Below are 24,670 nucleotides of genomic sequence, written 5' to 3' on the forward strand. Positions count from 1 at the left end.
TGCAAAAATATAGAAGACAAAAATTGCTCTAAATGTACCAATGCCTCGCTGTCACAGCAAGGTATTGGTACACAAACATGAGCAGAAAGCCTCAATTTCTTGCAGTTTCCTAACTTAAGGGCAAAAACCTAAGTTGTTACTGTCCGGTTAACCCTGGCTCACCACGGTAAATCACACGGTCATTACCACGGTGAATACCGAAGGTGACGACGGAGGATGGGTTTTCTTCACCAGCTTTCTTATTGTCCCAGTTGTACTTGAGCCAAGGTAAGCCATTTTTTGAATCATCAAGATCTAACCAAACGCGCGTTTGCTGGCGATATGGTTCAGCTTGAGTTGCAGTAATAGAGCGAGAAGAACCTGAAGAAACAGTCCCGCCATCGCCTAGAGTTACCTCTTTTGCACTATTATCTGTCGGCCAAATGTGCACCTGAGAGTCATCCTCAATTTCTCCAAACACTTTAGTTTGGCTGTCATCAGGGTTAACAATAAAACGGCTACCATTCCAGTATTCAACTCGAAGTGGTACATGCAATGTCGAACCTTGGTTGCCGCCTACATCATCTAGATCAACGCGACCAAAGCGGATGTCGGGTTGCCTAACTAAACGGGAGTTGAAATCTTCGTTAGTAATATACTCAACAGGGTCAACATTGCTGGTATACACCAAACCTATCTCTGATTTGGCAGTACCAGTCACAGAGTTAAATGGTCCATCAGGGTAGCTACCACCAAGATCTTTGTTCCAACAAGCACTGCCGATACACTGACCACTATTACCGACTGAGAAGTCTCCGATACTTTTATCAGATTCTTTACTCCAGTCTCCTGCGCCAAAATCAGGTGCATCGAATCGATCAGAGTAATGGTCAATATCGTCTAGGTTGAACTCCGCTTTTGTAACAAAGTCTGCATAGTTCTTAATCGCAGATTTGTTAGCATTCAATGCCTCCACGCTAAACTCGACCCCATCAAAAGGCTGATTCATATAAGCAAAACTTTGTGAACCAGGGTAATTCCAATCGCTGGCGATGACTTGGAAGTATTTAGGATAGAAACGACCAACGGTGACGTCATATTCATCTAGTTTCTCTCCCAAATACGTTGCTTTAGTTTTAAGGTTTAAAGAGCCAACTTCATCCCAAACGTATTCAACTGTTTTACCCGCTTTAGCTTCTTCAGAGCTAAAGTCTAAACTTGAACCTTTACTTGGGTCTAAGTTGGCGATATCACCACCCGATGGGTACAAGACAGAAAACTCAGCATCAAGTGGTGCAGCCGTATTTGAATCAGAGAAATAGTTTTGTGTCAGTGGGTATTCACAAACATTGGTAGCATTACCACGTGAGTCGCTATGAACGACTGGTTTATAGGTCACATTAAAGCTTTCAGCAGAGGCAATAAAGCCATCACCAGTAGCTTGTGTCGCAGGGTTAGCTTTTCCACCATTTTTCGCCACAATATTACATGCGGCAATTTTCCATGGTCGAGACTTAACGCTGAATGAGCCATTGAGAACCACTGATTCTTGCTCACCTTTATCTTCATCCGGAGCGATTGGACACCCATCTGAGTACTGAGGATCACACGTGAAATTCGCATCTTCGAGTTTGATTGTGTACAAGCCCGACTCCATTAGCTTAAAGGTATCTGATGTCTTACCTTGCTCTGAGTCAATAAATTTAGGCTCATATGTTAATAAGCTCGCGTCACTGCGCCCGTCAGCTGGTGTTTCGATTTCCAACTGAACACTTGGTGAGCCCGTGTAACTTTTCACTACCGTTTGCTGGCCATCGCCACAAGCTAATACTCTTGTTTCTATTTGATAATTTTTACCAGCTACGATTGCTTGGTCATCTACGTCAAACTTGAATGGTACAAATTTGAAAGTAGACGTCTGCGTTTTTGATGGATCATTGTCCACCGTAACCTTTAACGTATATTCGTCATTAAGCTCAATACCATTTTGATCTGTAACGGTAACTTGTAGCTTCAACCTACCAAGCTTCGAAGACACATTGCTTGTAGTAAAGCTTGGGTAAGTGCCTGTACCAGTGCTATCAGCGACTTCTACAGAGAACTTATCGGCATCAGGGTAAACCTGCACAGTAACCCCTGTACTTTCCGCATAGCCATCATTCTTGGTTTCTATTTCAAAGCTAGGTTGCTCTGTCCCGCACATCAGCGCATATTGTGTTGCTGGTGATAGCGTTACTTCATAGTTGTCAGAAGGCGTAAAACAGTGGTTGTCGGTAGCATGGATTTCAGCATTATTCGACATCCGAATGTTTTTGGCCGTAATCGCACCATTCACAATCACATTGTTACTTAGAGGCACATCAATCTCGCTGTATAACAGCCCAGAAAATGCAGTGTTGTTACCAAAGTTTACATGACTAGACTGCGAGTCATGCACTAGTACAATTAACTCACCACCTTCCAACTCACCAAAAAAGCTGTTGTTGTTACTGATAGAAACAGACTTTGCATGAATGGTAACTTTTTCATCATCGGGAATAATGATCTTGCCTGCATTATTGATATTGATGGCTCCAACCCAATAAGTACCGGATTCAAAATAAACAGTTCCCGTTTCTTCAACTGATAAATTACCAATGATTTCGTTGTTATTGAACGTTCTTTCACCCACACCATGCTTTCCACTCACAATCACATTCTGCAGGTTAGGATCTTGCGGGCTCCTAAAGCTTTCAAGTGTTTGTTTCTGCACCATCAAGCCAGAGTCACCTAAACAACTCTGGTTGTCACAACTCGCGTTATTGTGCATTGTAATTTTACCCGGCTTGAAACCTACATATCGCTTACCATTACTTAGGCTTGCACCAGAGATGAGGGTGTTATTACTCATCACTAGTTCACCATTTGTATTGGTGTCCCATGTTTGAGCCGGAGATGGAAAAAGCTGACATACATCATCAACTGGCGGCTTATCGAATAAGAAGTACGAAAACGGCTCGACAACGTGACCACGCTCAGAGTCTCTCTGCATATCTTCTTCATTGATAAAGGCCACACCTGTTTTTGTCACTGAGCAGCGACGTAGCCAACCACCATTGTTACCATTACGCGTTCTTTTAGACGCAAGTAATACAGGTGCAGACTTAAAGCCAGAAACAGGAAAATTACTCACTTGTAAGCAACCCTCTGTAATTGGTTTAATGACGTTGTCGTCCAATGCTCCCAACGTATTTCGTGTAGAGCCATCCCCTAACCAGAACTTACGACCATTCACAAAGCCTTGCCCGAGACCAGCAACAAAAGCTACGTCCTCAGATTTAGCTAGCACAGCATTCTTCGTAACTTCTGAACGATCTAAAATCAATGAGAAGCCTTGTACTGTAGGATTAAGTGCAATTGAACTCAGCCACAAAGGTTGCCCATTAATGTAGTTATTCTTAGTTTGTAATTGAACTAAGACGCCAGGGGCAGACGCAAAAGAAGTATTTAGACCAAAGTCCCTAAATAGCACATTTTTACTTTTGTAGGTTGTACCACCAATATTCGAATAAGTAAGGTCGGAGCTTACCTTACCCGCAACAATCATGGCATCCCCATCAAACTTGATAACACCAGGTTCGATAACGAGGTAGTCTATGTCTTCCATGGGAGCATCAACGAAAGTCACCCTCTCACCTTGATTATTGTTGTCCGTGCATCGCCACTTCCCATTATTGTTTTGCTTCAATCGCTTACATGCCGCGCTATGTGGCGGAAACAACTGCTTTACTGTGGCCTGAGTTTTGGACTTTGACCATATACGTAAATTTGAAGGATACTCCGTCCTCTTATCCGCGAAGTTAGACATTGACGCATCAATCGTCGACATCACAAAGACAAGCGGCTCTTCATCGTAGGTGTTCTGAAACTCGATATCACATGTAACACCACGTTCATTATTCAATACCTTACAATTTTCAGCAGGGATGGTGCCAAATTCAAACTGAGGGTTGTTATTTACTGCAGCAAAACTGATTGACGAAAAAAGGAAAAGAGCTACCGTAAGTAACGATGTTATTATTTTTTTCATTGTAATTTACTCCCTTACCCAAACTTCTTGCTGACGTTGAACTTTAGACACTCCAGAACCACAAACAGCCACACTTTTAACCACATATAGCACCACTTCTTCACCAGGAAAGTCCCCTGGTAGCTTACCTGCCTCCTGACATTCAATCGTTGTAACTTTGCATGCTTTATCAAACAAGCCACTGTCAGGCTTAACGCTTTTAGCCTTAATATCATCGCAACGAGTTTCAACAGCAGCGGAACCACCTAAAGGAAAAAACTGAGTTAACACCCAGTCATTACTCGATTGGGCTGTAAACCATGCCTTTGTACCCAAAAACTCACGCGTTAAACCACTTTGATTAGACCAAGTCACTTTCATTAGTGATGCAGCCAAATACCCCATTACGATAATGACAAAGAGCGTCACAATTAACACATTGCCTTTTTGCTTATTATGGAACATTCAGCACCTGCACATCTTGTTGGTACACACTACTTTCACCGGACTGTTCAAACACGAACCTCAGATGCACCAGCCCGCCTCGGTGAAGCGATGTATCGTCATATTTGAAATAGCTCTGAGATTGATCATCAACATAAACAAGATTGTCGGCAATTATTTCGCCGTTACGCTGTATCTGTGCGCCTACAAAGCAATATTTCACTGACTTAGATGAATCATAGAGATAATGTCGATTAGAAACGGAGCGACTAGTTACTGAACTAGCGCCGTTAATGATCTTGTATGATTTATTCGAATCTGGAGAAAGCGCTCCAACATCAACACTATGAGTGGATGAGGTTAAATCACTTAACCGTGTTGGGTTAATCACCATTTTCAAGCCACTATCAAATTCGGGAGCATTATTACCAAAAAAACCCACCACAAACTGTATATCATTACCAGAAATCGCATAAAAACCAGAGTGCTCTATAGGCATAAACATCAGGCAGTTTTTCTCTTTCTCATCGATAAAAAAACTATTCGGCACCGCATGACGAATCTCTCGAGATATTTTCTCAATAACGAATTGCGCCTGAGTTTGTAGTCTCTGCCTATCAATAGTATCAGCATAGCCCTTTGCTCCTAACTGCAAATAACCAGCAATTCCGAGCATGATAAAACTACCAATCACAATAGTGATGACCATTTCTATTAAAGTGAAACCACAACTTTTCATTAGTAATTTCCCCTTATCGCAGACAGTGTTAAAGGCTGTGTTTGTCCGGCGTAAATAGTCATAGTGACTCGTTTGTAAGGCGTGATATCTTCCTGTGAAGGATTATTGACACCCGTTCCATCTGATTCAACGTATTGCACTTTCACTTCAACTCGAAAGTTCTTGTAATCATTTGCCATAGACGTGCCAAGAACGTTACTCAGCTCGTATAACGGCGTAGAGTTACATTTAGCCTTTGTGCTTTTCGTATACCAGCAACCGATATAGTCATCGACATCATTAAAACTAGTTGGATTGGATTCACCACTATCCGCCCCAAGACTTGTGGAACAATCCGTACCACCAAGGACAGTCTCACCACAGCGTACCAAACCACCATCAAAGTCGCTGTTTTCATCGAAGCCTCGCGCCAATATCTGAGACATGAAACCTTGGCCTAATGCGGCCGCGCGGGTTTGATAATGAGGGATGGCGGAATCTCGAATCTGAGGGACAAGAAAAGAAGTAAACGCCACCATCGCAATGCCCATTAAAACAATCGCGATGATCATTTCTATCAAAGTCATGCCACTAGATTTCTTCATGAGCATGTACCTTTTGAAACATAACCTTGAGTATTAATTTCAACTTGGCAGCGGCTTCGACCATGTTTATCTTCAATTAAGATGTTTACAGCACCACTTACAGGATTGCCGAGAAGGTTAAAATTAATTGTATTTGCGGCACCGCTGATAACGGAAAACCTTGCGGACTTATCGATAACCACGTCACTACGGGCATCTTGTGCACTGCCTGTTAGAGCACAGGCAGTAACCGAACCAACACATGAGCTAGAAACTTGTAAACGAAAGTTGTTATCAGGACTTGTAGCATTCGACTGCATACGATTCACCTGCACTTGGCGAATCACAGAAATCACGCGTTCTTGTAATGCATATGCAGAGAAACTGCCAGATCCCATAAAACGGCTGGCTGCAAAAAGTGAAAGGATAGAGAGGAGAACAATCACGAGGATTAACTCCATTAACGTGAACCCTAATGCAGAGCTGCGAATTTTCATAACCCAACCTTAGGCTTAGAACAAGCGAGATAAGTATACGATGAAATTATGAGATTAATGATAGGTTTATAATTTTTCGATTCGAAGTGTGAACAGACGAACAAATAACCAATGTCTAGTTATTTTGCCCTTTTGAACGACCAATTTCTTCTTCAATTCGATCGTAGGTTTCTTTGTTGCTTAGCGTCTCAGAAACGTGCTCAGCGGTTTGCTTGGTTTGCTCCCACTTGGCTTCATAAGTTTCTGGTTCAAAGCTGATAAATCTTGGTAATACCACATAACCGATCACACCTAAGATAACCAGCACAACTACAAACTCTATTGCACTAAGACCCGATGATTTACGCATATGAACTATTCCGAAATTAATCAAAATAAAGAGATAAAGGCCAGACTAGCTGGCCTTTTGAGTAATATTTATTACTTACACTCATTCGCAGTTTTAGTAACAGCGACTGTTGCTGGAGTATCTTTGTCTTTAGCTTGAGTGTATTTAACACATTTCGTGTCGTAGTTATCGAAACCGTATGAAATGTATTTAGGGTCAGCATTAGTATCTACTTTCTTAACAACCCAATCTTCCGATAGACCATCAACAACTAGAGATAGCGCTGCCGAAGTTGCTTCTGGGTAACCAAACTCTAGGTTTAAAGTTGAAGTACCGATACTGATTGCACCGTCAGCTGTTGCCTCTTGACCTTCAATTGCAGCTTTACCGTAAGTAATGCCAGCAGCACCAGTCATAGCACCTTTCAAACCATCAAGAGCTGAATCACGAGCATCATCTTGCAGGTTAAGGAAACGTGGTGCTGCAGTTACCGCTAGAATACCTAGGATTACAATTACCACTACCAATTCGATAAGGGTGAAACCACCTTGTCTTTTCATTGTTTACTCTCTCTATGTAAGCATGCAGTACAACTGCAAAGTTTCGTTTAGGTCACGCGACCATTTTGGATATTGTCAAAACGGTTTGGGGCAGCAACGTTCACTAAAACTGACCGTGAAGTGGATACTGTATCTACCGCTTGAGCAGAATGACGATTCGCCATTATTCAGTTCATGCTGCAATGAGAAAAACACATTATTGTTTACCCTCTATTACAGCGTCTTACTTATGGTAATGATTGCATTATACCGACTTTGATTACCAATTATAGTGATTAGGTGTCAAAAAATTCACTCCGCCGACATTTCGACGTCTATTTTCAGTTGATTAGCTGTTGAAATAACTACAATCGACTGACCATTTTCATAAGTATAGTGACAGACATAACGATCAGTTTTAATGGCTCCACTGATATCTATTAACTTATTGGTCATTATTTTACGTTGTGGATAATGCACTGCTAGCCAATAACCACAATCTAAAACACCTTGCTGAGTAAAGGGAGACACTAACCCGTCCTCAGTCATAGTAAGGTTAAAACCATCCATCAGCATATGCTCTGGCTCGCCTTGTACTAGCCAAGCTTGACGATAACGCTGAACACTATCTTGCATCCAAACTCTCGCCAACTTAGCCCCAGTTACTTGTGCTTGCTCGGTCACAGGACGTAATTTGACCGCCAAACCCACCGCCATAATCGTAGCAATAACCCCAAACACAATAAGCGTTGCTCGGCTTTGATTTTCAACCACCTATTAGCCGCCTTTGATGATGTCGAGCATTCCCCACATTGGTAAGAAGATACCCAATGCCAGCACCATGACCATGCCTGCGACAATCACCAAAAGTAATGGTTCTATTCTTGCGGTCAGCGTTTTTAGATCGTAATCGACTTCTCGATCGTAAAAGTCCGACACCTCCAGCAGCAACTCATCAATACGACCAGTTTCTTCACCTACTGCAATCATCTGAATCACCAATGGGGTAAATATTTTACTGTTGATGGCCGTCACTGAAATGGTGCTACCCGCTTCAATTGCGGACTTCATCTCAAGAATTCGGTTTTCTAAAAAACGGTTCCCTAAGGCTTCCCCGGCCAAAGCCAAAGACTGGTTAAGTGGCACCCCTGATTTCAGCATCAACGAGAAGGTTCTGGCAAAACGAGAAAGCTGCGCACGATTAACGATATCGCCTACAATTGGCAGCCGAAGCCGAAACTTATCGAACTTCTCCCGACCATCAGCCGTCGCCACCCACGCTCTGAATACAGTAAACGCGCCAATCATTGCCACAACCAGCAACACCCAATAATTTACAAAGAAATTAGAAGTCGCGATCAAAATACGCGTCGGCAATGGTAGCTCAACCCCAAAGCGCGTGAACATCGATGCAAACTCAGGGATCACCAAGATATTCAATACAAACATGGCGATGGTGATAAAGATAATGACAAACGTCGGATAACGCATCGCCGCTTTAATGCGTTTGCGAGTCTCAAGTTCCTGTTCGTAGTAATTCGCCAGTTGCAATAGCGCTTGGTCAAGCCGACCCGTATTCTCACCGACGTTGATCATAGAAACGAACAGTGGGCTGAATACTTTGCTGTGTTGCTGCATCGCAGAAGACAAACCTCGGCCATTACTCAGTTCAGAAACGACATCTTCTAGCGCCTCTTTGAGCTGTTTGTTTTCGCAATTTTGCAACAAGCCACGCATAGAGCGCAGCAAAGGCACGCCAGCTTTAGTCAAACTAAACAACTGGCGAGAGAAAAGAATAATTACTTCCAACGGAATAGCAGGCACAAACAGCTTAGACAAGCTCACTTGGCTTTTTGCCGACTCTTTCTCTAACCGTACATTGAGCGGGATGACCCCTTTATTCATCAATGCTTCCGCCGCAGCTTCTGAGTTCACTGCTTCGATTTTGCCGTTAGTGGATGAGCCGTCTAGCGTGCGGCCTTGATAACGAAAAGTTGGCATTCACTTACCTATATGAAAATGGGATCAGTCTTACCAGAAGCATCACCCTCACCTAGGGTCATCACTTCATCCAAACTGACGGTGCCTTGTAGCGCCAGTTCCATTGCAGAAGCAAGCAGTGGCTTATAGTTTTCTGAGCGGCGCGCGGCTTGCGCAAAGCCAACCGCATCATTGGCGCGCAATTTATCCATCATCTCTTGCTCAAGTTCGAGCATTTCAAACACACCGATTCGGCCTCGATAACCAGTCAAGTTACAGTTTTGGCAACCTGCGCCTTTATAAAAAATGGTGCTAACTTGATTTGGGAAACGCCCAGCTAACCACTGCTGGCGAGACTCATCTAAGTGGTCTTCTGTTTTACAATCTGGGCAAACTCGGCGCACAAGACGCTGCGCCACCACGGCTCTGACTGCACTGGCAACCAAGTAACCCGGTGCGCCCATATCGATCATGCGTAACGCACTGTCGACAGCATCGTTGGTGTGGAGAGTACTCAATACTAAGTGACCCGTTAGTGCAGCTCGCAGACCAATTTCTACCGTCTCTTGATCACGCATCTCACCAACAAGAATGATGTCTGGGTCTTGACGTAAAAAGGTTCTAAGAACACGCGAGAAAGTTAGATCGATCTTACTGTTAACCTGTACCTGAGTGATGCGAGGCAGACGATATTCAACCGGGTCCTCTGCTGTAATGATCTTTTTCCCAGGTTCGTTGAGCTCACTCAATGCGCCGTAAAGCGTGGTGGTTTTACCGGAACCTGTCGGCCCGGTAACCAAAATCATGCCATGCGGACGCGCCAACTGTCGACGTAAGCGAGCAAGCAAGTCTGGCGGCAAGCCCGACTCTTCTAACGGACGCAAACCAGCGGACTGGTTAAGCAGACGCATTACTACAGATTCTCCGTACTGCGTTGGTAACGTCGACATACGAATATCAATTGATTGGCCACGAACTTTGATATTGAATCGGCCATCTTGTGGCAAGCGCTTTTCAGAAATATCTAGGTGTGCCATCAACTTCAGTCGAAGAACCAAAGCCGATGCAATGTTCACTTCATTTAAGAGCGTTTCATGCAATACGCCATCAATACGCTGGCGCAAACGCAATACTTGATCGTCTGGCTCAATATGAATATCCGAAGCTCCAACCTGTACCGCATCTTCAAACATGGAATTAACCAGCTTTACAACGGTAACCTCTTCACTGTCGGCCTCATCAATACCGTAATCAAAGCTTTGTACATCTTTATGCTCTTCATGCAGCTGTTCAGCAAAGGAGGCGATCTCTTTAGTACGGCGGTAATAACGGTCAAAGCTTGAAATAAGCTGACGCTCTGAAGCAACAATGAACTCAAGGTTGTATTGACCTAACAAGTTCATCAATGATTCTTGAGTGAACAAGTCCGCAGGGTCGCTCATAGCAACGCGCAGGGTGTCCCCATTTCGAGCAACGACCATCGCACGTAAGCGACGTGCGTGTACCTCAGGTAGAATCTGCACGGCTTCGGCATCCACAGGCGCACGACCAAGATCGATCAGTGGCAAACCAAGCTGCTGAGACAAGAAGTCCAACATTTGCTTTTCGGTAATAAAGCCAAGGTCAATTAACGCATCCCCTAGCTTCTGCCCGGTACTGCGTTGTGCGTTTAGTGCTTGCTGGATTTGTTCTTCAGAGACGATACCTTCCTCAACCAGAAGATCGCCCAAGCGTTTTCTCAACTGAATTTTCATTGTGCGCTCTCCAACTCTTTCAAGATGCTCAAACGGTCACGGATAAATGCTTGCGATTGATTCGAAATGCCAACTTTACCCAGAGCTTGGTTGTAAGAGTGAATCGCGGCAGTAAAAGCCAGGGCGCGCTCTTGTTGAATAGCCAAACCTAACCACCAGCGCGCGTTTTCCGGCTCACGCTGAGTTAGGAGTTGATAGCTCTCAAGCGCAATGTCATTTTGCTTGTGTTTTTGTGCCAATGCCGCACGCATCGCCAAGTAATCTCGACTTGGTACTGGAGGCAAATGAACAAGCGGGCTCAGCGCCGCTTCAGGTTGATTAGCTTTCACTAACAACTTAGACAAGGCCAAGCGGAGTACTTGGTTGTTCGTATCTAGGTTGATGCCTTCTTGAATAATCTCATATGCTTTACGCGTGTCACCTTTACCAAAGTACAACGCTGATAACTTTTGACGCGTGTCTGCATTCATTGGCTCATAACGCAACGCCTCGGCATAAGCCGACAACGCTGTTTGCATATCGTTAGCATCGAGTGCCTTTTCCGCTCGGCTAACCGCTTTAAGAGATAATTGGCGGTGAGTAAGCTCAACCTGCTCAATACGCATTGAGCTGTTTTCTGATGTCGTGCGGGTTACGTGATCGTATTGCTCCTCGCTCGGCATCGTTGCTAACTGCGCGAGTAAAACTTCATCTTCAGAGGCGATATTTATCTCAGATCTTAGCGTGAACCTATCAGTCTCTTGCATGTGAGGCTGTTGCGCTACCGGCTGTGTGGCTGGTTTGGTGTAAACCACTTGAGTTGTATCGGGCGTCATTTTACTCGTTGGCGAGTGAGTGCGCTCCGATGAAACAATTGGTGAGACATTCACAGACGACAGTGGCATAGCGTCGGTTTGAAACTGTGATAGCTCGCCTGAAGGGACAGAACCGCGAGAGACCGCCCAGCTACCAACCGCAAGGCTTAACGAAAAACCGGCGACAAGCCAAAGCCAAGGTTTACTACGTGAGACCCTTGGAATCTCCGCACGAGTAAGCTCTGACGGCGATGTTTTTTCAGCAAGTTCTGATAATGCTTTATTGATGGCACTCAAGGTTGACTCCATCCCCAAAATACGGGTGTTTTAAACTTAGGTTTACGGGCATCAAACGTATCGTGCATAGCGGCGTAAACGTGATGATTTTTCAATAGTGTGCAACGCTCATTAAATGCAGCAAGCAACGACTTGTGGCTAATTTGGTTTATCAAGCGCGGAATCCCCATGGATGAACGCCAAATCGCTTTTTTCTGTTCAATAGAAAAAATGTGCGCCCCATTTCCTGCTTTATCTAAACGATTATTGATGTAAGCCACGCCTTCATCGATAGAGAGAGGACGTAACTGGCAGCTAAACGTAATGCGTTGACGAAACTGCCTTAGCTCATGGTTAGCCAATCTTTCATCCAACTCAGGTTGTCCGAATAACACCAATTGAATGAGCTTATCTTGTCCCGTTTCTAGGTTGCCAAATAGACGCAATGTTTCTAAAGCTTGTGGGGAAAGAGCTTGCGCTTCATCAACGATCAAGACGGTTTTCTTTCCCAAGGCATGTACTTGAATCAAGTGCTCTTGAATGAGGGAAACGATACGCAGCGGATCATCGTTCTCGATACCCAACTCTCTGGCGACAGCAAACTGCAACTGTTCCCCATTCAACACTGGATTGGGTAAGTAAATAAGCTCAACTTCAGATTCAATCTGCTCGATCAGCTTACGGCATACCATGGTTTTTCCAGTGCCGACTTCTCCCGTCACCTTAATCACCCCTTCTCCCATTTGCACGGCAGCTAGGATGGTTTGGATCGCCTCATAGTGAGGGACTAACCCCAAGAACATTTCTGTATTTGGGGTTAACGAAAAAGGCTGAACTCGGAACCCAAAGTGTGACAAGTACATACTCGAATCACAAACCTATTGAAAAACAGAACCTTTCCCAGCGCTTATTGCGCATCTGGGAACCACTCTTGCAGCAGATCACGAGAGCGCTCTAGCTCTTTCTGCCAAGAGTTCACGCCAACTACGGTCGGTTTTAGCAAGATGACCAATTCTGTTTTCTCAGTTACGTTATTCACGTTGCGGAACAAATGCCCCAGTGCTGGTACATCGCCCAAAAATGGGACTTTAGAAACAAGCTCACGATTTTGCTGTTTCATCAAACCGCCGATAACCACAACATCGCCATCTTTAGCACGAATAACCGAGTCTGATTCACGAATAGAGCTTTTCGCTAATGGCAGTTGGATGTTTTGGAAATCTCCGCCTAAGTTCAATTGCTTCACTTCTTCTGTAACTTCAATAACTGCGGGGTGAACATGCAGGAACACATTGCCTTTGTTATCAATTTGCGGAGTCACATCGAGGGAAATACCCGAGAAGAATGGCGTCAGTTCCACTTCAGGAACTGCATTTGAGTTTTCACCGTTGCCTGCATTGCTCGATAGCTCGGTAACAAAGTACTCATCGGTACCCACTTTGATGACAGATTTTTGGTTGTTGGCAGCGGTAATACGAGGGCTCGAAAGGACGTTTAAGTCACCTTGCGTAGACATGAAGCTCAATACAGCATTGAAGTTACCATCCGAAATAGTCACGTTAGTTTGACCGCCCAATAGCGTGCCAATCGCATCCAATGGTGGTAATGTCGACGCAGGGCGGTTGACTACGATACTACCCGAGTTACCAATTGACGCCGATAAGTTTGACCAGTTGATGCCTTGTTGGTAGCCATCATTCAACGTCACTTCTAGGATTTTAGCTTCAAGAATGACCTGGCGCTGCATGCGCTCCTGCGATACACCTAAGAACTCGCGTACTTCGCGAATATCATCTGGAAATGCTCGAACCGTAATAACTCCCGCTTGTGGCGTTACAACCACACTTTGCCCTTTGCCTGAACCAATTAGATTCGCAACAGCTTGCTGCAGCATCGGCCAGAAATCACTTTCAGTGATGGTTTCAATGCGTGTACCGCCCGTAGATGTGGTCGAGCTATCGTTGTTGTTTCCATTGTTAGAGTCTGACGAGTCAGAACTGTCTGAGCTACCACCAGAATTAGACGTACCAGCCGAGGTTACAGAGCCCGTAACAATGCTGGTTAATGAGCGACCAGAACGCTTGAACTGCAGGTAATCGACTGGAATGGTCACAGTACGCATATCTGCTGGGTAGATTTGAATAACTTTGCCAGACCTCACCACGTCATAGCCATACATATTCTGTACGACATTCAGAACTTCATCCAATGTCACATCTGACAAGTTGACAGTGATATTACCTTGTACCGATGGGTGAATCGCCACACTGTACTCTGTGCCTTTCACCAACGAAGCGAAAAAGCTTCTTGCATCGACCGCATTCGCTTGAATACGAAAACGCTTCGAGGTGCCTTGCTCTGATGCAACGTTCGAGTCTAAATTTGGCATCAAGTCTGCCTCAACAGAAGAAGGGATTTCTTCCAATGTGCGGCTGTTCGCTTGATTGATCGATTCATTGAGCGCTTCTTTAACTTCCACTGGATTCCGATGACCCATTGAACATCCCATTAAAGAAGCAATCGTTATTCCTACAACTAATTTGCGCATATCTGATCGGGCTCTGGTTATTATTGTTTTACGTTTAAATCAAAAAGCTCTAGGTCCCACTGACGGTTACCACGCTTTAAAGTTACAAATTCACTATTAATGCTCGCGACGCGATAACCCTTAAATAGCTCGCCTTTTTCGACAAGTTTGTTATCCATAATCGCGATACAATCAGTACTTGGCTTACACACAATACTGTTGAGCTTAGGCAGTCGGTACCGTTTAACTTTTGGTTTCGCTGACGTTTCAACCGCTGGCTTTTCCCAACCAAGTGGGGCCGTTGGGTCCTGGTTTGCCCAAGCGGTTCCTGCCGCTGCCATAACAAGCAATGAGATGATGAGTTTGTTAACCACCAATAAACTCCTCTCTAGATCCTAGTGTGTAGACTTCTAACACAAGCTTCGCTTTCGGGTACTCTTCGACTTTATAACTAAAGCTTCGCCAGTAATAACTCGCAGGAAGGCTCTCCAATTTATTCAGATAATTAGCAATAGAAAAATAGTCACCAGTCAGTTCCATACGAACAGGATGCACGTAGTAACCAGAGTATTGCGATGCTTCTTTATCTTCCGTTATTGGCTCAGATGGCAAGGTTTGCAGAGACAAAAGGTGAATGCCACTTTGCTGCTCCAACACATTTTCAAGCAGCTCAGCCATTTGCGAAGGTGTAATAAGATGCTCGATGATCTCCGCTAATTGCATCGAAAGATGCTGACTCTCAGCTAACAGATTAGATATCGCGCGATCAATCTCAGCATTTGGATCTTTCTTAAGTTGCGCCTGAATACGTAGCGTATCGATTTCAATCTTTTGATTTGCTTGCTTTAAATTACTTAGTTGCCTCTCATTACTGATGATCTCGTTAAGCTTTGGCTCCAATACCAGCGTAAAGAGCAACATGATTACGACAACTAAACCGCACAATGCAGTGAGCACTTTTTCACGCGTACTCATTTCGCCAAAGCGCCCTTCTAATGAGAGCCAGAATTCGTTCATTTCTCTTTATCCTCGCGCGTTTTTAGTTCAAACGTCACAATATCCTTATCATTTCGACCTATTTTGACGTCGTCAAACGTTCGGCCAACCAAGCTAATTTCGTTTTTAAATTGGCTAACCCAATTTGGCACTGAGCTCGGTTTTTTCGCTAGTCCCTTCAGGTCTAAGGTATGGGTATTGATTCGAATTTCGGACAAAGAAATTTCTTGGTTTCCTAGCTTCGCTAATGATTGCATCACGCCAGAGTAACCCGTGCGTTGCGAGTCATCGTATTTCCCGACAGCTTTAAGCGAGTCTCGCTTCGCCTTGACTTCACGCTCTAAGCGGGCTTTAGCTGCCAGCTTATTATTGTCAGGTTGATGTTTACGTAGCTTGACTTGATAACGTTCAAGCTCTGACTTCATGATATCGCCTTTACTTTTTACAATAGCAATCTCATCTTCCAAACCGCTGCTCTGCCAGGTGACATAACCGTAAGAAAATAGAATTGCAGCCGCCGCAACGCCCCAAGATAACGCGATATTTTTTAGCGTCAGGAGCTCTTTTTTCGGTTTTAAGTAATCGGGATATAAGTTGACGCGTCGAGTATTTGAAGTAGCCGCAGTGTCAGCCAAAACATGTCCTGATAGCTCATGTTCTGGTGGTAATAACGGTGAAACCTTAGTACTTAAACGGTAGTTCAGAGCCTGAACAAGCTCGCTCTCATCCTCTTCATCACAGCACACTTTCAATTGATGTAATTGCACGTGGCGTAACTGAGATGAAAGATAGTCAATCGAACGTTGCAGTTCTAACGACAGACTGTCCATCTGTAAATCGCTAGACGGAACCCCCGTTAACGGTGGCGTCACACTGCGAATAGAGCGGTGGAACGCAATAGTATTTTCGACAAAAGCGCTTATACGGAAATGACCACGCACACTGCGTTGTAATAATAGGAAGTTTCCTAGTTCACCCGCAGTCTCTCCCCAAATATCGTCTTCAGGAAGAATGGCTTCTAATGGTAACTGGGCTCGACTGGCCAGTAACACAATCTTATCCAATATTTTTCGCGATAAGACGTATGCTTGCACTTTGGTTGAATTCGGTAACTCGACCGCATCGGCAATAATGTCGATAGCACGCTCAGAGATCAGTTCTTTCAACAAAAACGGTAATGCGGCTGGCCATTCTTGACGCGGCATGACCGGTTTGTCGATTTGGTACATCTGGTAATAGTTATGAGAAAGAACAACCGTTAATGAATCATACGCACTCGCTGCAACGCTCAATGCTTGCTCAACGGCTTTTTCCCAATTGGACTCAGAAATATCAAATTGGTATGGACGACTACTTTTGATTGAAGATGATAAATAAACGGCGTCTGGCTGAATAACCAAAAAGCAGGAGCGATCACCACTAGATGATCGCTTAAGCTTGTCGAATAGTGCTTTGAAATCCATGATTATTATCTTTATTTTTTCCGCCAGCGATTTCGTCTTCCCAATTTAACTTGGGATTCTGATTGAGAATTCGGCAACGCTTGGGGACGAGGAAGAAACTGCTGCTCCGCAGAAAAGTAACGCCCTTGCCCACCATAAACCCCGAGCTCAACTAATGTGTTGAGCTCGTTCTGATTCTCAATACCCACTGCTATAATTTTAGTTTTACTGTTTGCCGCCGCACCTAGCATACTGCGGACAAATAGCTGGTTTTCATGTCGTTGGTCGATTTTTGCTACTAAACTACGATGAAGTTTTAGGTAACGAATGTCCACTTCTTTTAAATAGTGAGTGCTGACGATGGTACGCCCAGCCTGCCCAACCATTAAGTGGCACCCCAAACCGGCCAGCATTTTAGCGACTGGTCGCATAAAGTCTAAGTGTCTTACAAATTGTGCTTCAACAAACTCAAAACTGAGACACTTTCTCTGCTCACGTGACAACTGTAAGAGTTCATCACGAAACCATTTAAAGTACTCTCGGTTAGAAAATGGCGTTACATTCAAATTGAGCGCATACGATCTTGAGTTATCAAAATTATCCTTAAACTCTCTTAAGAATTTATTAATAACTGACTTATCCATTTGCGCTTCATAACCAACCTGTCTGATCGCAGAAATGAACCGAGACGCTTTAACAATCCCATTCTCAGGATCGCGAATCCGACATGTTAACTCTTCATATAATGATTTTTTATGCGTCGCGTCACTTATTGGATGCACAGATTGTGCGTAGAGTATCACACTTTCTGGTGTAAGTGCTGTGTCAAATAACGTTCTCCATCTCACACTTCCGCGAGCTTCTTCATCGTGGTTCCATTTTTTGAAGCGACTCCAATTATTGTTATTTTGTAGTTGCGCACTACGCAAAGCAGTCTCGGCTTCATCAATGATTTGGCTGTGTCGCTCACCTTCTTTATAAGTGGTGATGCCAATATGGCACCAGTTGTCTGGATCAAGTGGCTCTGGCGGCATTAACTTTTCTAACTGGCGAATGCATTGCGAGGCAAGGTTAGCCACATCTTTCGCACTTTGGTGCGGTAGAAAAAGCGCAAAATCAGCATCGTAATAACGGGAAAATACAACATCTGGGTATCGTTGAACTAAATTGGACAATAAACTCCCAACTTCAACAATAAACTCATCCGTAATTTGCTTATCTTGCTCTTCTTCAACCAGTTTCCAGTCTTGAATACGAACTAGCAACACGGCGCCGCGAGCCCCACTTTCTAGTAACGCCGATTCCAACTTGCTATCAAATAACACTCGGTTAGCGGTACCGGTTAGCTTATCAAGGAAGGTTTGAGTTCGAATAAAGGTATCAAATCGGCTTCGCTCTTGACGCGCATCTTGTAACTCTTCGATTAATACATCGAGCGCTTCACTGGCGGTGTAAGGCCATTCTTTTTTGTCACCTTTGGCATACTGCTCCACCCTACCAGCCAGGATCATTCTGCCTCGCTCTTCGAGCATTTCGGAGCCTTCTAATTGTTCCTTAAGCCATGCCACGCCGCGCATTAAGCAGAAGATGATCAATATAACGGCAAGCGTGATCGACCAAAGCGCCTGCATTGAGTAGCTGTAACCTAAGTAAGGGGGAATTGCTTTAAAGTGAATCGTGTAATCTTGATTGTGAGTCAACTGGTACTCAGCCTCAAACAAGACTGACGCTTCCATTTGATGAGAAGTATCTTTGAAGCGATAAACAACGGCGTTGTTGGTCGACAACGTCATTTCGACAATATTGGAAGCCTGCAGCATCTTCGGCATCCAGCGCTGCATAGAATAAGCGGCGTCAGGATCTTCCATCTCCTTGTCGACCACCTCTACGATCCCTTCTAAATAATGGGTGAGATATTCCTGCCCAAGACGTTTAAAAGAGAGGGTGCCACCGACAAACAAGATAAACATGGCGCAGATAACGATCATGGTGACAAAGGCCACCAGCCGTGTGCTTAACTTAAGAGTTGGGGTATACCTCATGAATACCAAATTCCTTTTTTATTCATCATATACCTTATTGAAATATTTATACTTGATAAGAGTTCATCAAACAATCGGATTAGTCTGATAGTGAGAGGCTGGAGCATAAAGAAAATCACACTCATTGATAAGTTTTATTGTTACGCCTAACCTTGCCAAGATAAGCCTGTGAGATCATTAGATTGCGACAATAAAAAAGGCCGCGATATTCGCGGCCTTTTCGATTCAAGCATAAGCAGAATTTAGAACGGGATATCGTCGTCAAAATCCATTGGTGGCTCATTGTACTGCTGCTGTGATTGCTGCGGAGCCTGTTGTTGTGGTTGCTGTTGCTGAGGCGCATTGTACTGCTGCTGAGCTGGCTGTTGAGGCTGACCCCATCCACCTTGTTGCTGCTGTTGACCGCCCATAGGTGCACCGCCACCTTGAGCACGACCGCCAAGCATTTGCATAACACCATTGAAGCCTTGAACAACGACTTCCGTTGAGTAGCGATCTTGACCACTTTGATCTTGCCATTTGCGAGTTTGCAGTTGCCCTTCAATGTAAACTTGAGAGCCTTTACGCAAGTACTCACCTGCTACTTCCGCAAGTTTGCCGAACAACACAACACGGTGCCATTCCGTTTTTTCGCGCTGTTCGCCAGTCGCTTTATCACGCCATGAATCAGAAGTCGCAATAGTAATGTTTGCTACTGCACCGCCATTCGGCATGTAACGAATTTCAGGGTCGTTACCTAGATTCCCCACCAAAATAACTTTGTTAATTCCACGGCTGGCCATGATGTGCTCCGTTTCACTCTGGATATATAAAATTTTAGCGCATTAGAATAGCACGCTTTAATGTTTTGATTAAAGTCTAATACCATTGTGATCTATTGAGTCATCCTCTAGAACCCAAATCGTATTTCAACTTACGTGTGTAGCATTTTTGATTCGCGTTGCAGACATCGTTTCGTGAAGCTTTGAATTCGAACGCATTTATTCAGTAAAGCGATGGTTATGGCCTCTCTTTAATGCCAGTTTATGGCTTCTATTGAACCCAGGGAGATTGGAACACGTGAGAAAGTCGGCTTACGCAAGAAAGCTATTTCTGATCAGTATGGAAGATAATGCGCAAAAAAAAGTGGCGGCACTCGAAAAGTACGTTGATATGAGCATCCCGGTGATTTCAACCGCAGCACTCATGGAAGCCAAGCCACAACACCGTAATAAAATTCTACTGATCGACTTCAGTGAACATAAATCACTTGTTCAATCGATCAAAAACTTGCCTCTTGTATGGAAAAACTTTGAAACCGTTGTCTTCAACGTGCCTAAAAGACTAACCACGGATGAACTTCTTTCATTTGGTCAATTAAAAGGTGTGTTTTATTCTGAAGATACGCTAGAGCAAATTGGAGAAGGGTTAAAAGGCATTGTTAACGGTCAAAACTGGCTGCCGCGTAATGTAACCAGTCAACTTTTACACTATTACCGCAATGTCATTAATACTCATACTGCACCAGCTACGGTAGACCTAACCATTCGTGAGCTACAAGTACTGCGTTGCCTACAAGCTGGCGCCTCGAACAGTCAGATGGCCGAGGAGTTATTCGTCAGTGAATTCACCATCAAATCGCACTTGTATCAGATATTCAAAAAGCTATCCGTAAAGAACCGAGTACAGGCAATCGCCTGGGCAGACCAAAACTTAATGTCATGATGCAATGTGAGCGGCTCTGATAACTGAAATGACGAGTCGCTCATCTTTTTTCCGCACCGAGTCTCACATTTTTTCCTACTTTATTCATGATTCATTGATACCTCTCGTGTTAAAGTTATGCGCAGATTCTTGATAAAAACGAGATAGGATATTCCCCCAATGATAAAAAAATGTCTGTTCCCTGCTGCAGGCTATGGCACTCGCTTCCTACCGGCAACGAAATCTATGCCAAAAGAGATGATGCCAGTCGTGAATAAACCGCTTATTGAATACGGTGTCGAAGAAGCAATCCAAGCTGGTATGAACGGCATGTGTATTGTGACAGGTCGTGGCAAGCACTCGATCATGGACCACTTTGATAAGAACTACGAACTGGAACATCAGATTAGCGGTACCAACAAAGAAGAGCTGTTGGTAGATATCCGTGAAATCATTGAATCTGCAAACTTCACTTATATACGTCAACGCGAAATGAAAGGCTTGGGCCACGCGATTCTAACTGGACGAGAATTGGTAGGCGATGAGCCATTTGCTGTTGTTCTTGCTGATGACCTTTGTGTGAACGAGCAAGAGGGCGTACTGGCTCAGATGGTGGCACTATTTAAGCAGTTCCGCTGTTCTATCGTTGCAGTGCAAGAAGTACCAGCCGAAGAAACGCACAAATACGGCGTTATCTCTGGTGAAATGATCAAAGACGACATCTACCGCGTAGACGACATGGTAGAAAAACCAGAGAAAGGCACGGCGCCTAGCAACCTTGCTATCATTGGCCGCTACATCCTGACTCCCGATATTTTTGAACTGATCGAAAACACTGAACCAGGTAAAGGTGGTGAAATTCAAATCACTGACGCGCTGCTAAAACAAGCAAAAGCGGGCTGTGTATTGGCTTACAAATTCAAGGGCAAACGCTTTGACTGTGGTAGCGTTGAAGGTTACATCGAAGCAACTAACTATTGTTTTGAAAACCTGTATCTAAAAGATGAAAAAACCTCTGAGCTAGGTAAGCACGCAACACAAAAAGCAGTATAAAGCATCGTCTTAGTACGAAATTACTGTATCGAAAGCCCAGCACAACGCTGGGTTTTTTACTTTACTGTTTTTTTATCCAGTAATTTTCTTTGCACATTTCTCACACTATGTAATACTTGCCCCACTTGGTTATACATAGAGCAAAAACGATGGATAAAATAGAAGTTCGCGGTGCCCGAACCCATAACCTTAAAGACATTAATCTTACAATTCCTCGCGATAAACTGATTGTCATTACTGGACTAAGTGGCTCCGGTAAATCCTCTCTCGCTTTCGATACATTGTATGCAGAAGGCCAACGACGCTACGTAGAGTCTCTCTCTGCCTACGCTCGTCAGTTTTTGTCTCTGATGGAAAAACCCGATGTCGACCACATTGAAGGGTTATCACCTGCGATTTCTATTGAACAGAAATCTACTTCTCATAACCCACGTTCAACTGTCGGTACAATTACCGAAGTCTACGACTACTTACGTCTATTGTATGCTCGTGTGGGCGAACCCCGCTGTCCAACGCACCATGCCCCTCTTGCTGCGCAAACCATCAGTCAAATGGTGGACAAAGTCCTAGAGATGCCGGAAGGCAGCAAAATGATGCTGTTGGCACCCATTGTCAAAGAGCGTAAAGGTGAGCATGTTAAAACGCTTGAGAACTTAGCGGCTCAAGGCTTTATTCGTGCGCGTATTGATGGAGAGACTTGCGATCTGTCCGATCCTCCAACCCTTGAGCTACATAAAAAGCACACCATTGAAGTCGTGGTAGACCGCTTTAAAGTTCGTCCAGACTTACAACAGCGCTTGGCCGAATCTTTCGAGACAACACTCGAATTATCAGGCGGAATTGCGGTTGTCGCGCCAATGGATGGCGACGGTGAAGAGATTATTTTCTCCGCCAACTTCGCTTGTCCACAATGTGGTTACAGCATGCAAGAGTTAGAGCCGCGACTTTTCTCATTCAACAACCCTGCTGGTGCATGTGGCACTTGTGATGGCTTGGGTGTTCAACAATACTTCGATCCAAGCCGAGTCATTCAAGATGATTCATTAAGCTTGGCACAAGGTGCGATTCGCGGTTGGGATCAAAAGAACTACTACTACTTCCAAATGCTCACCTCATTGGCCGATCATTATGGTTTTGACCTCCATGCCCCTTTTAATTCTCTGCCAAAGAAAACGCAAGATGTCATTCTAAAGGGCTCAGGTCGTACTGAGATTGAGTTTAAATACATCAACGATCGTGGCGATATTCGCGTTAAACGCCATCCATTCGAAGGTATTCTGAATACCCTAGAACGTCGCTATCGTGATACAGAATCCAACTCTGTCCGTGAAGAGCTTGCAAAATACATCTCCACTAAATCTTGTTCAAGCTGTGGCGGTACTCGTCTACGCCTCGAAGCACGTAACGTGTTTATTGCTGATACGACACTACCTGAGATTGTTGAACTCAGCATTGCTGATGCATTGGAGTTCTTCCATTCCTTGAAACTGGAAGGTCAACGAGCCCAAATCGCTGAAAAAGTGATGAAGGAAATCAACGACCGCCTGCAATTCTTAGTTAACGTCGGTTTGAACTACCTAAACTTATCACGCAGTGCAGAAACCTTATCAGGCGGTGAAGCTCAACGTATTCGTTTAGCAAGCCAAATTGGTGCAGGTCTTGTTGGTGTCATGTACGTCTTAGATGAACCGTCGATTGGCCTCCACCAGCGTGATAACGAACGACTCCTAAAAACACTGACTCATTTGCGCGATTTAGGTAATACCGTACTTGTGGTAGAACACGATGAAGATGCGATTCGCTGTGCAGATCATGTCATAGATATTGGTCCTGGTGCTGGCGTACATGGTGGTAATGTTGTTGCGGAAGGCACCATGGAAGAGATAGTCGCGAATCCGAATTCTCTGACAGGTCAGTACTTAAGTGGTGTTAAAGAAATCGCAGTACCGAAAGATCGCACGCCGCGAGATCCGAAAAAAACGGTTGAGCTATTAGGCGCAACAGGTAATAACCTTAAAAACGTTAACCTTTCAATTCCTGTTGGGTTATTCAGCTGTATTACAGGGGTATCTGGCTCAGGTAAATCAACGCTGATTAATGATACTTTCTTTAAAATTGCGCATACCCAACTTAACGGAGCGACAACGGCTCAGCCTTCGCCTTATAAATCGATTAAAGGTCTAGAGCACTTCGATAAAGTCATCGATATCGATCAAAGCCCAATTGGCCGTACACCTCGCTCTAACCCTGCAACCTACACGGGGATCTTTACCCCAATCCGTGAACTGTTTGCAGGCACACAGGAGTCGCGTTCTCGCGGTTACAAGCCGGGCCGTTTTAGTTTTAACGTACGCGGTGGTCGTTGTGAGGCCTGTCAGGGTGACGGTGTTATCAAAGTAGAAATGCATTTCCTACCAGATGTTTATGTGCCATGTGATGTGTGTAAAGGTAAACGCTACAACCGTGAAACGCTCGAAGTACGTTACAAAGGTAAAACTATTGATGAAGTGCTAGAAATGACGGTCGAAGATGCACGCACCTTCTTCGATCCAGTTCCTGCCATCGCTCGCAAACTACAAACACTGATGGATGTGGGTTTGTCGTACATACGATTGGGTCAAGCGGCAACAACACTCTCCGGTGGTGAAGCACAGCGTGTGAAACTGGCGCGAGAGCTATCCAAACGTGATACAGGAAAAACCTTGTACATTTTGGATGAACCAACAACCGGCCTTCACTTCCATGATATCCAGCAGTTGCTCACTGTACTGCACAGACTTCGCGACCACGGAAATACTGTCGTGGTGATCGAGCATAACCTGGACGTCATTAAGACTGCGGACTGGATTATCGATCTTGGTCCTGAAGGGGGTCAGGGTGGCGGCGAGATAATCGCTCAAGGCACTCCGGAAGATGTGTCGCAAATCGAGGGTTCGCACACAGCTCACTTCCTCAAGCCTATGTTGAAGTAGAAAAAACAGGTAAA

21 protein-coding genes are annotated in these 24,670 nt (G+C 44.5%); 3 read left to right on the top strand and 18 right to left on the bottom strand.

Features of this window, described 5'->3' with window-relative positions; translation table 11 throughout:
• Positions 1-136 precede the first annotated feature (136 nt).
• The 18 genes from R7M92_RS18620 to R7M92_RS18705 form a co-directional block, all read right to left on the bottom strand.
• On the bottom strand, positions 137-4,048 hold the full coding sequence (locus tag R7M92_RS18620) for a DUF6701 domain-containing protein (protein ID WP_318133966.1): 3,912 nt from the start codon (positions 4,046-4,048) through the stop codon (positions 137-139).
• A 6-nt stretch (positions 4,049-4,054) separates the two neighbouring features.
• A complete protein-coding gene (locus R7M92_RS18625) occupies positions 4,055-4,492 on the bottom strand; it encodes an MSHA biogenesis protein MshP (protein ID WP_213877784.1) in 438 nt (145 codons plus the stop codon).
• A complete protein-coding gene (locus tag R7M92_RS18630) occupies positions 4,482-5,210 on the bottom strand; it encodes a PilW family protein (protein WP_318133968.1) in 729 nt (242 codons plus the stop codon). The genes R7M92_RS18625 and R7M92_RS18630 overlap by 11 nt, the downstream gene beginning before the upstream one ends.
• The gene (locus R7M92_RS18635) at positions 5,210-5,794 is read right to left on the bottom strand and encodes a type II secretion system GspH family protein (protein ID WP_262606368.1); all 585 of its coding nucleotides are present in this window, start codon (positions 5,792-5,794) and stop codon (positions 5,210-5,212) included. Before R7M92_RS18635 ends, R7M92_RS18630 begins: the two co-directional genes overlap by 1 nt.
• Positions 5,791-6,270: a type II secretion system protein gene (locus tag R7M92_RS18640; RefSeq protein ID WP_017636197.1), complete on the bottom strand. Its 480-nt coding sequence runs from the start codon at positions 6,268-6,270 to the stop codon at positions 5,791-5,793. The genes R7M92_RS18635 and R7M92_RS18640 overlap by 4 nt, the downstream gene beginning before the upstream one ends.
• A gap of 115 nt (positions 6,271-6,385) precedes the next feature.
• Positions 6,386-6,619 carry a hypothetical protein gene (locus R7M92_RS18645; protein ID WP_017821316.1) on the bottom strand — a complete coding sequence of 78 codons (234 nt, stop codon included), beginning with the start codon at positions 6,617-6,619 and terminating at the stop codon, positions 6,386-6,388.
• Between the two features lie 71 nt (positions 6,620-6,690).
• Positions 6,691-7,158: a type II secretion system protein gene (locus tag R7M92_RS18650; RefSeq protein ID WP_005381181.1), complete on the bottom strand. Its 468-nt coding sequence runs from the start codon at positions 7,156-7,158 to the stop codon at positions 6,691-6,693.
• Positions 7,159-7,449: 291 nt separating this feature from the next.
• A complete protein-coding gene (locus R7M92_RS18655; protein ID WP_031781206.1) occupies positions 7,450-7,911 on the bottom strand; it encodes a hypothetical protein in 462 nt (153 codons plus the stop codon).
• Positions 7,912-7,914: 3 nt separating this feature from the next.
• A complete protein-coding gene (locus R7M92_RS18660) occupies positions 7,915-9,138 on the bottom strand; it encodes a type II secretion system F family protein (RefSeq protein WP_005381186.1) in 1,224 nt (407 codons plus the stop codon).
• Between the two features lie 8 nt (positions 9,139-9,146).
• Positions 9,147-10,871 (bottom strand): GspE/PulE family protein, encoded by a 1,725-nt coding sequence (locus R7M92_RS18665; protein WP_158159799.1) that lies wholly within the window; start codon positions 10,869-10,871, stop codon positions 9,147-9,149.
• Complete coding sequence (locus tag R7M92_RS18670) at positions 10,868-11,962, bottom strand: tetratricopeptide repeat protein (protein ID WP_318133970.1); 1,095 nt, start codon at positions 11,960-11,962, stop codon at positions 10,868-10,870. Before R7M92_RS18670 ends, R7M92_RS18665 begins: the two co-directional genes overlap by 4 nt.
• Positions 11,959-12,804, bottom strand: coding sequence for an ExeA family protein (locus tag R7M92_RS18675; protein WP_176311176.1), 846 nt, complete (start codon positions 12,802-12,804; stop codon positions 11,959-11,961). The genes R7M92_RS18670 and R7M92_RS18675 overlap by 4 nt, the downstream gene beginning before the upstream one ends.
• Positions 12,805-12,848: 44 nt before the next feature.
• Positions 12,849-14,489 (bottom strand): pilus (MSHA type) biogenesis protein MshL, encoded by a 1,641-nt coding sequence (gene mshL / locus R7M92_RS18680; RefSeq protein ID WP_318133973.1) that lies wholly within the window; start codon positions 14,487-14,489, stop codon positions 12,849-12,851.
• Positions 14,490-14,509: 20 nt separating this feature from the next.
• Positions 14,510-14,842, bottom strand: coding sequence for a hypothetical protein (locus R7M92_RS18685; RefSeq protein WP_005381196.1), 333 nt, complete (start codon positions 14,840-14,842; stop codon positions 14,510-14,512).
• Entirely contained in the window at positions 14,835-15,485 is a 651-nt protein-coding gene (gene gspM, locus R7M92_RS18690) for a type II secretion system protein GspM (protein ID WP_005381197.1), read from the bottom strand. The genes R7M92_RS18685 and gspM overlap by 8 nt, the downstream gene beginning before the upstream one ends.
• Positions 15,482-16,927, bottom strand: a complete 1,446-nt coding sequence (locus R7M92_RS18695; RefSeq protein WP_025767597.1) for a hypothetical protein — start codon at positions 16,925-16,927, stop codon at positions 15,482-15,484. Before R7M92_RS18695 ends, gspM begins: the two co-directional genes overlap by 4 nt.
• An 11-nt stretch (positions 16,928-16,938) precedes the next feature.
• On the bottom strand, positions 16,939-18,948 hold the full coding sequence (csrD, locus tag R7M92_RS18700) for an RNase E specificity factor CsrD (RefSeq protein ID WP_171346111.1): 2,010 nt from the start codon (positions 18,946-18,948) through the stop codon (positions 16,939-16,941).
• 242 nt (positions 18,949-19,190) lie between these two features.
• Complete coding sequence (locus R7M92_RS18705) at positions 19,191-19,730, bottom strand: single-stranded DNA-binding protein (RefSeq protein ID WP_005381235.1); 540 nt, start codon at positions 19,728-19,730, stop codon at positions 19,191-19,193.
• A gap of 277 nt (positions 19,731-20,007) precedes the next feature.
• Between R7M92_RS18705 and R7M92_RS18710 the strand changes: the two genes are divergently transcribed.
• The 3 genes from R7M92_RS18710 to uvrA all read left to right on the top strand — a co-directional run bounded on the left by R7M92_RS18710 (position 20,008) and on the right by uvrA (position 24,656).
• Positions 20,008-20,652 (top strand): LuxR C-terminal-related transcriptional regulator, encoded by a 645-nt coding sequence (locus R7M92_RS18710; protein WP_005381237.1) that lies wholly within the window; start codon positions 20,008-20,010, stop codon positions 20,650-20,652.
• 159 nt (positions 20,653-20,811) lie between these two features.
• Entirely contained in the window at positions 20,812-21,684 is an 873-nt protein-coding gene (gene galU, locus R7M92_RS18715; protein WP_005381239.1) for a UTP--glucose-1-phosphate uridylyltransferase GalU, read from the top strand.
• Positions 21,685-21,833: 149 nt separating this feature from the next.
• Positions 21,834-24,656: an excinuclease ABC subunit UvrA gene (gene uvrA / locus R7M92_RS18720; RefSeq protein WP_005381241.1), complete on the top strand. Its 2,823-nt coding sequence runs from the start codon at positions 21,834-21,836 to the stop codon at positions 24,654-24,656.
• Positions 24,657-24,670 lie beyond the last annotated feature (14 nt).

This window comes from Vibrio sp. Vb2880 (genome assembly GCF_033337975.1).
Lineage (GTDB): Bacteria > Pseudomonadota > Gammaproteobacteria > Enterobacterales > Vibrionaceae > Vibrio > Vibrio alginolyticus.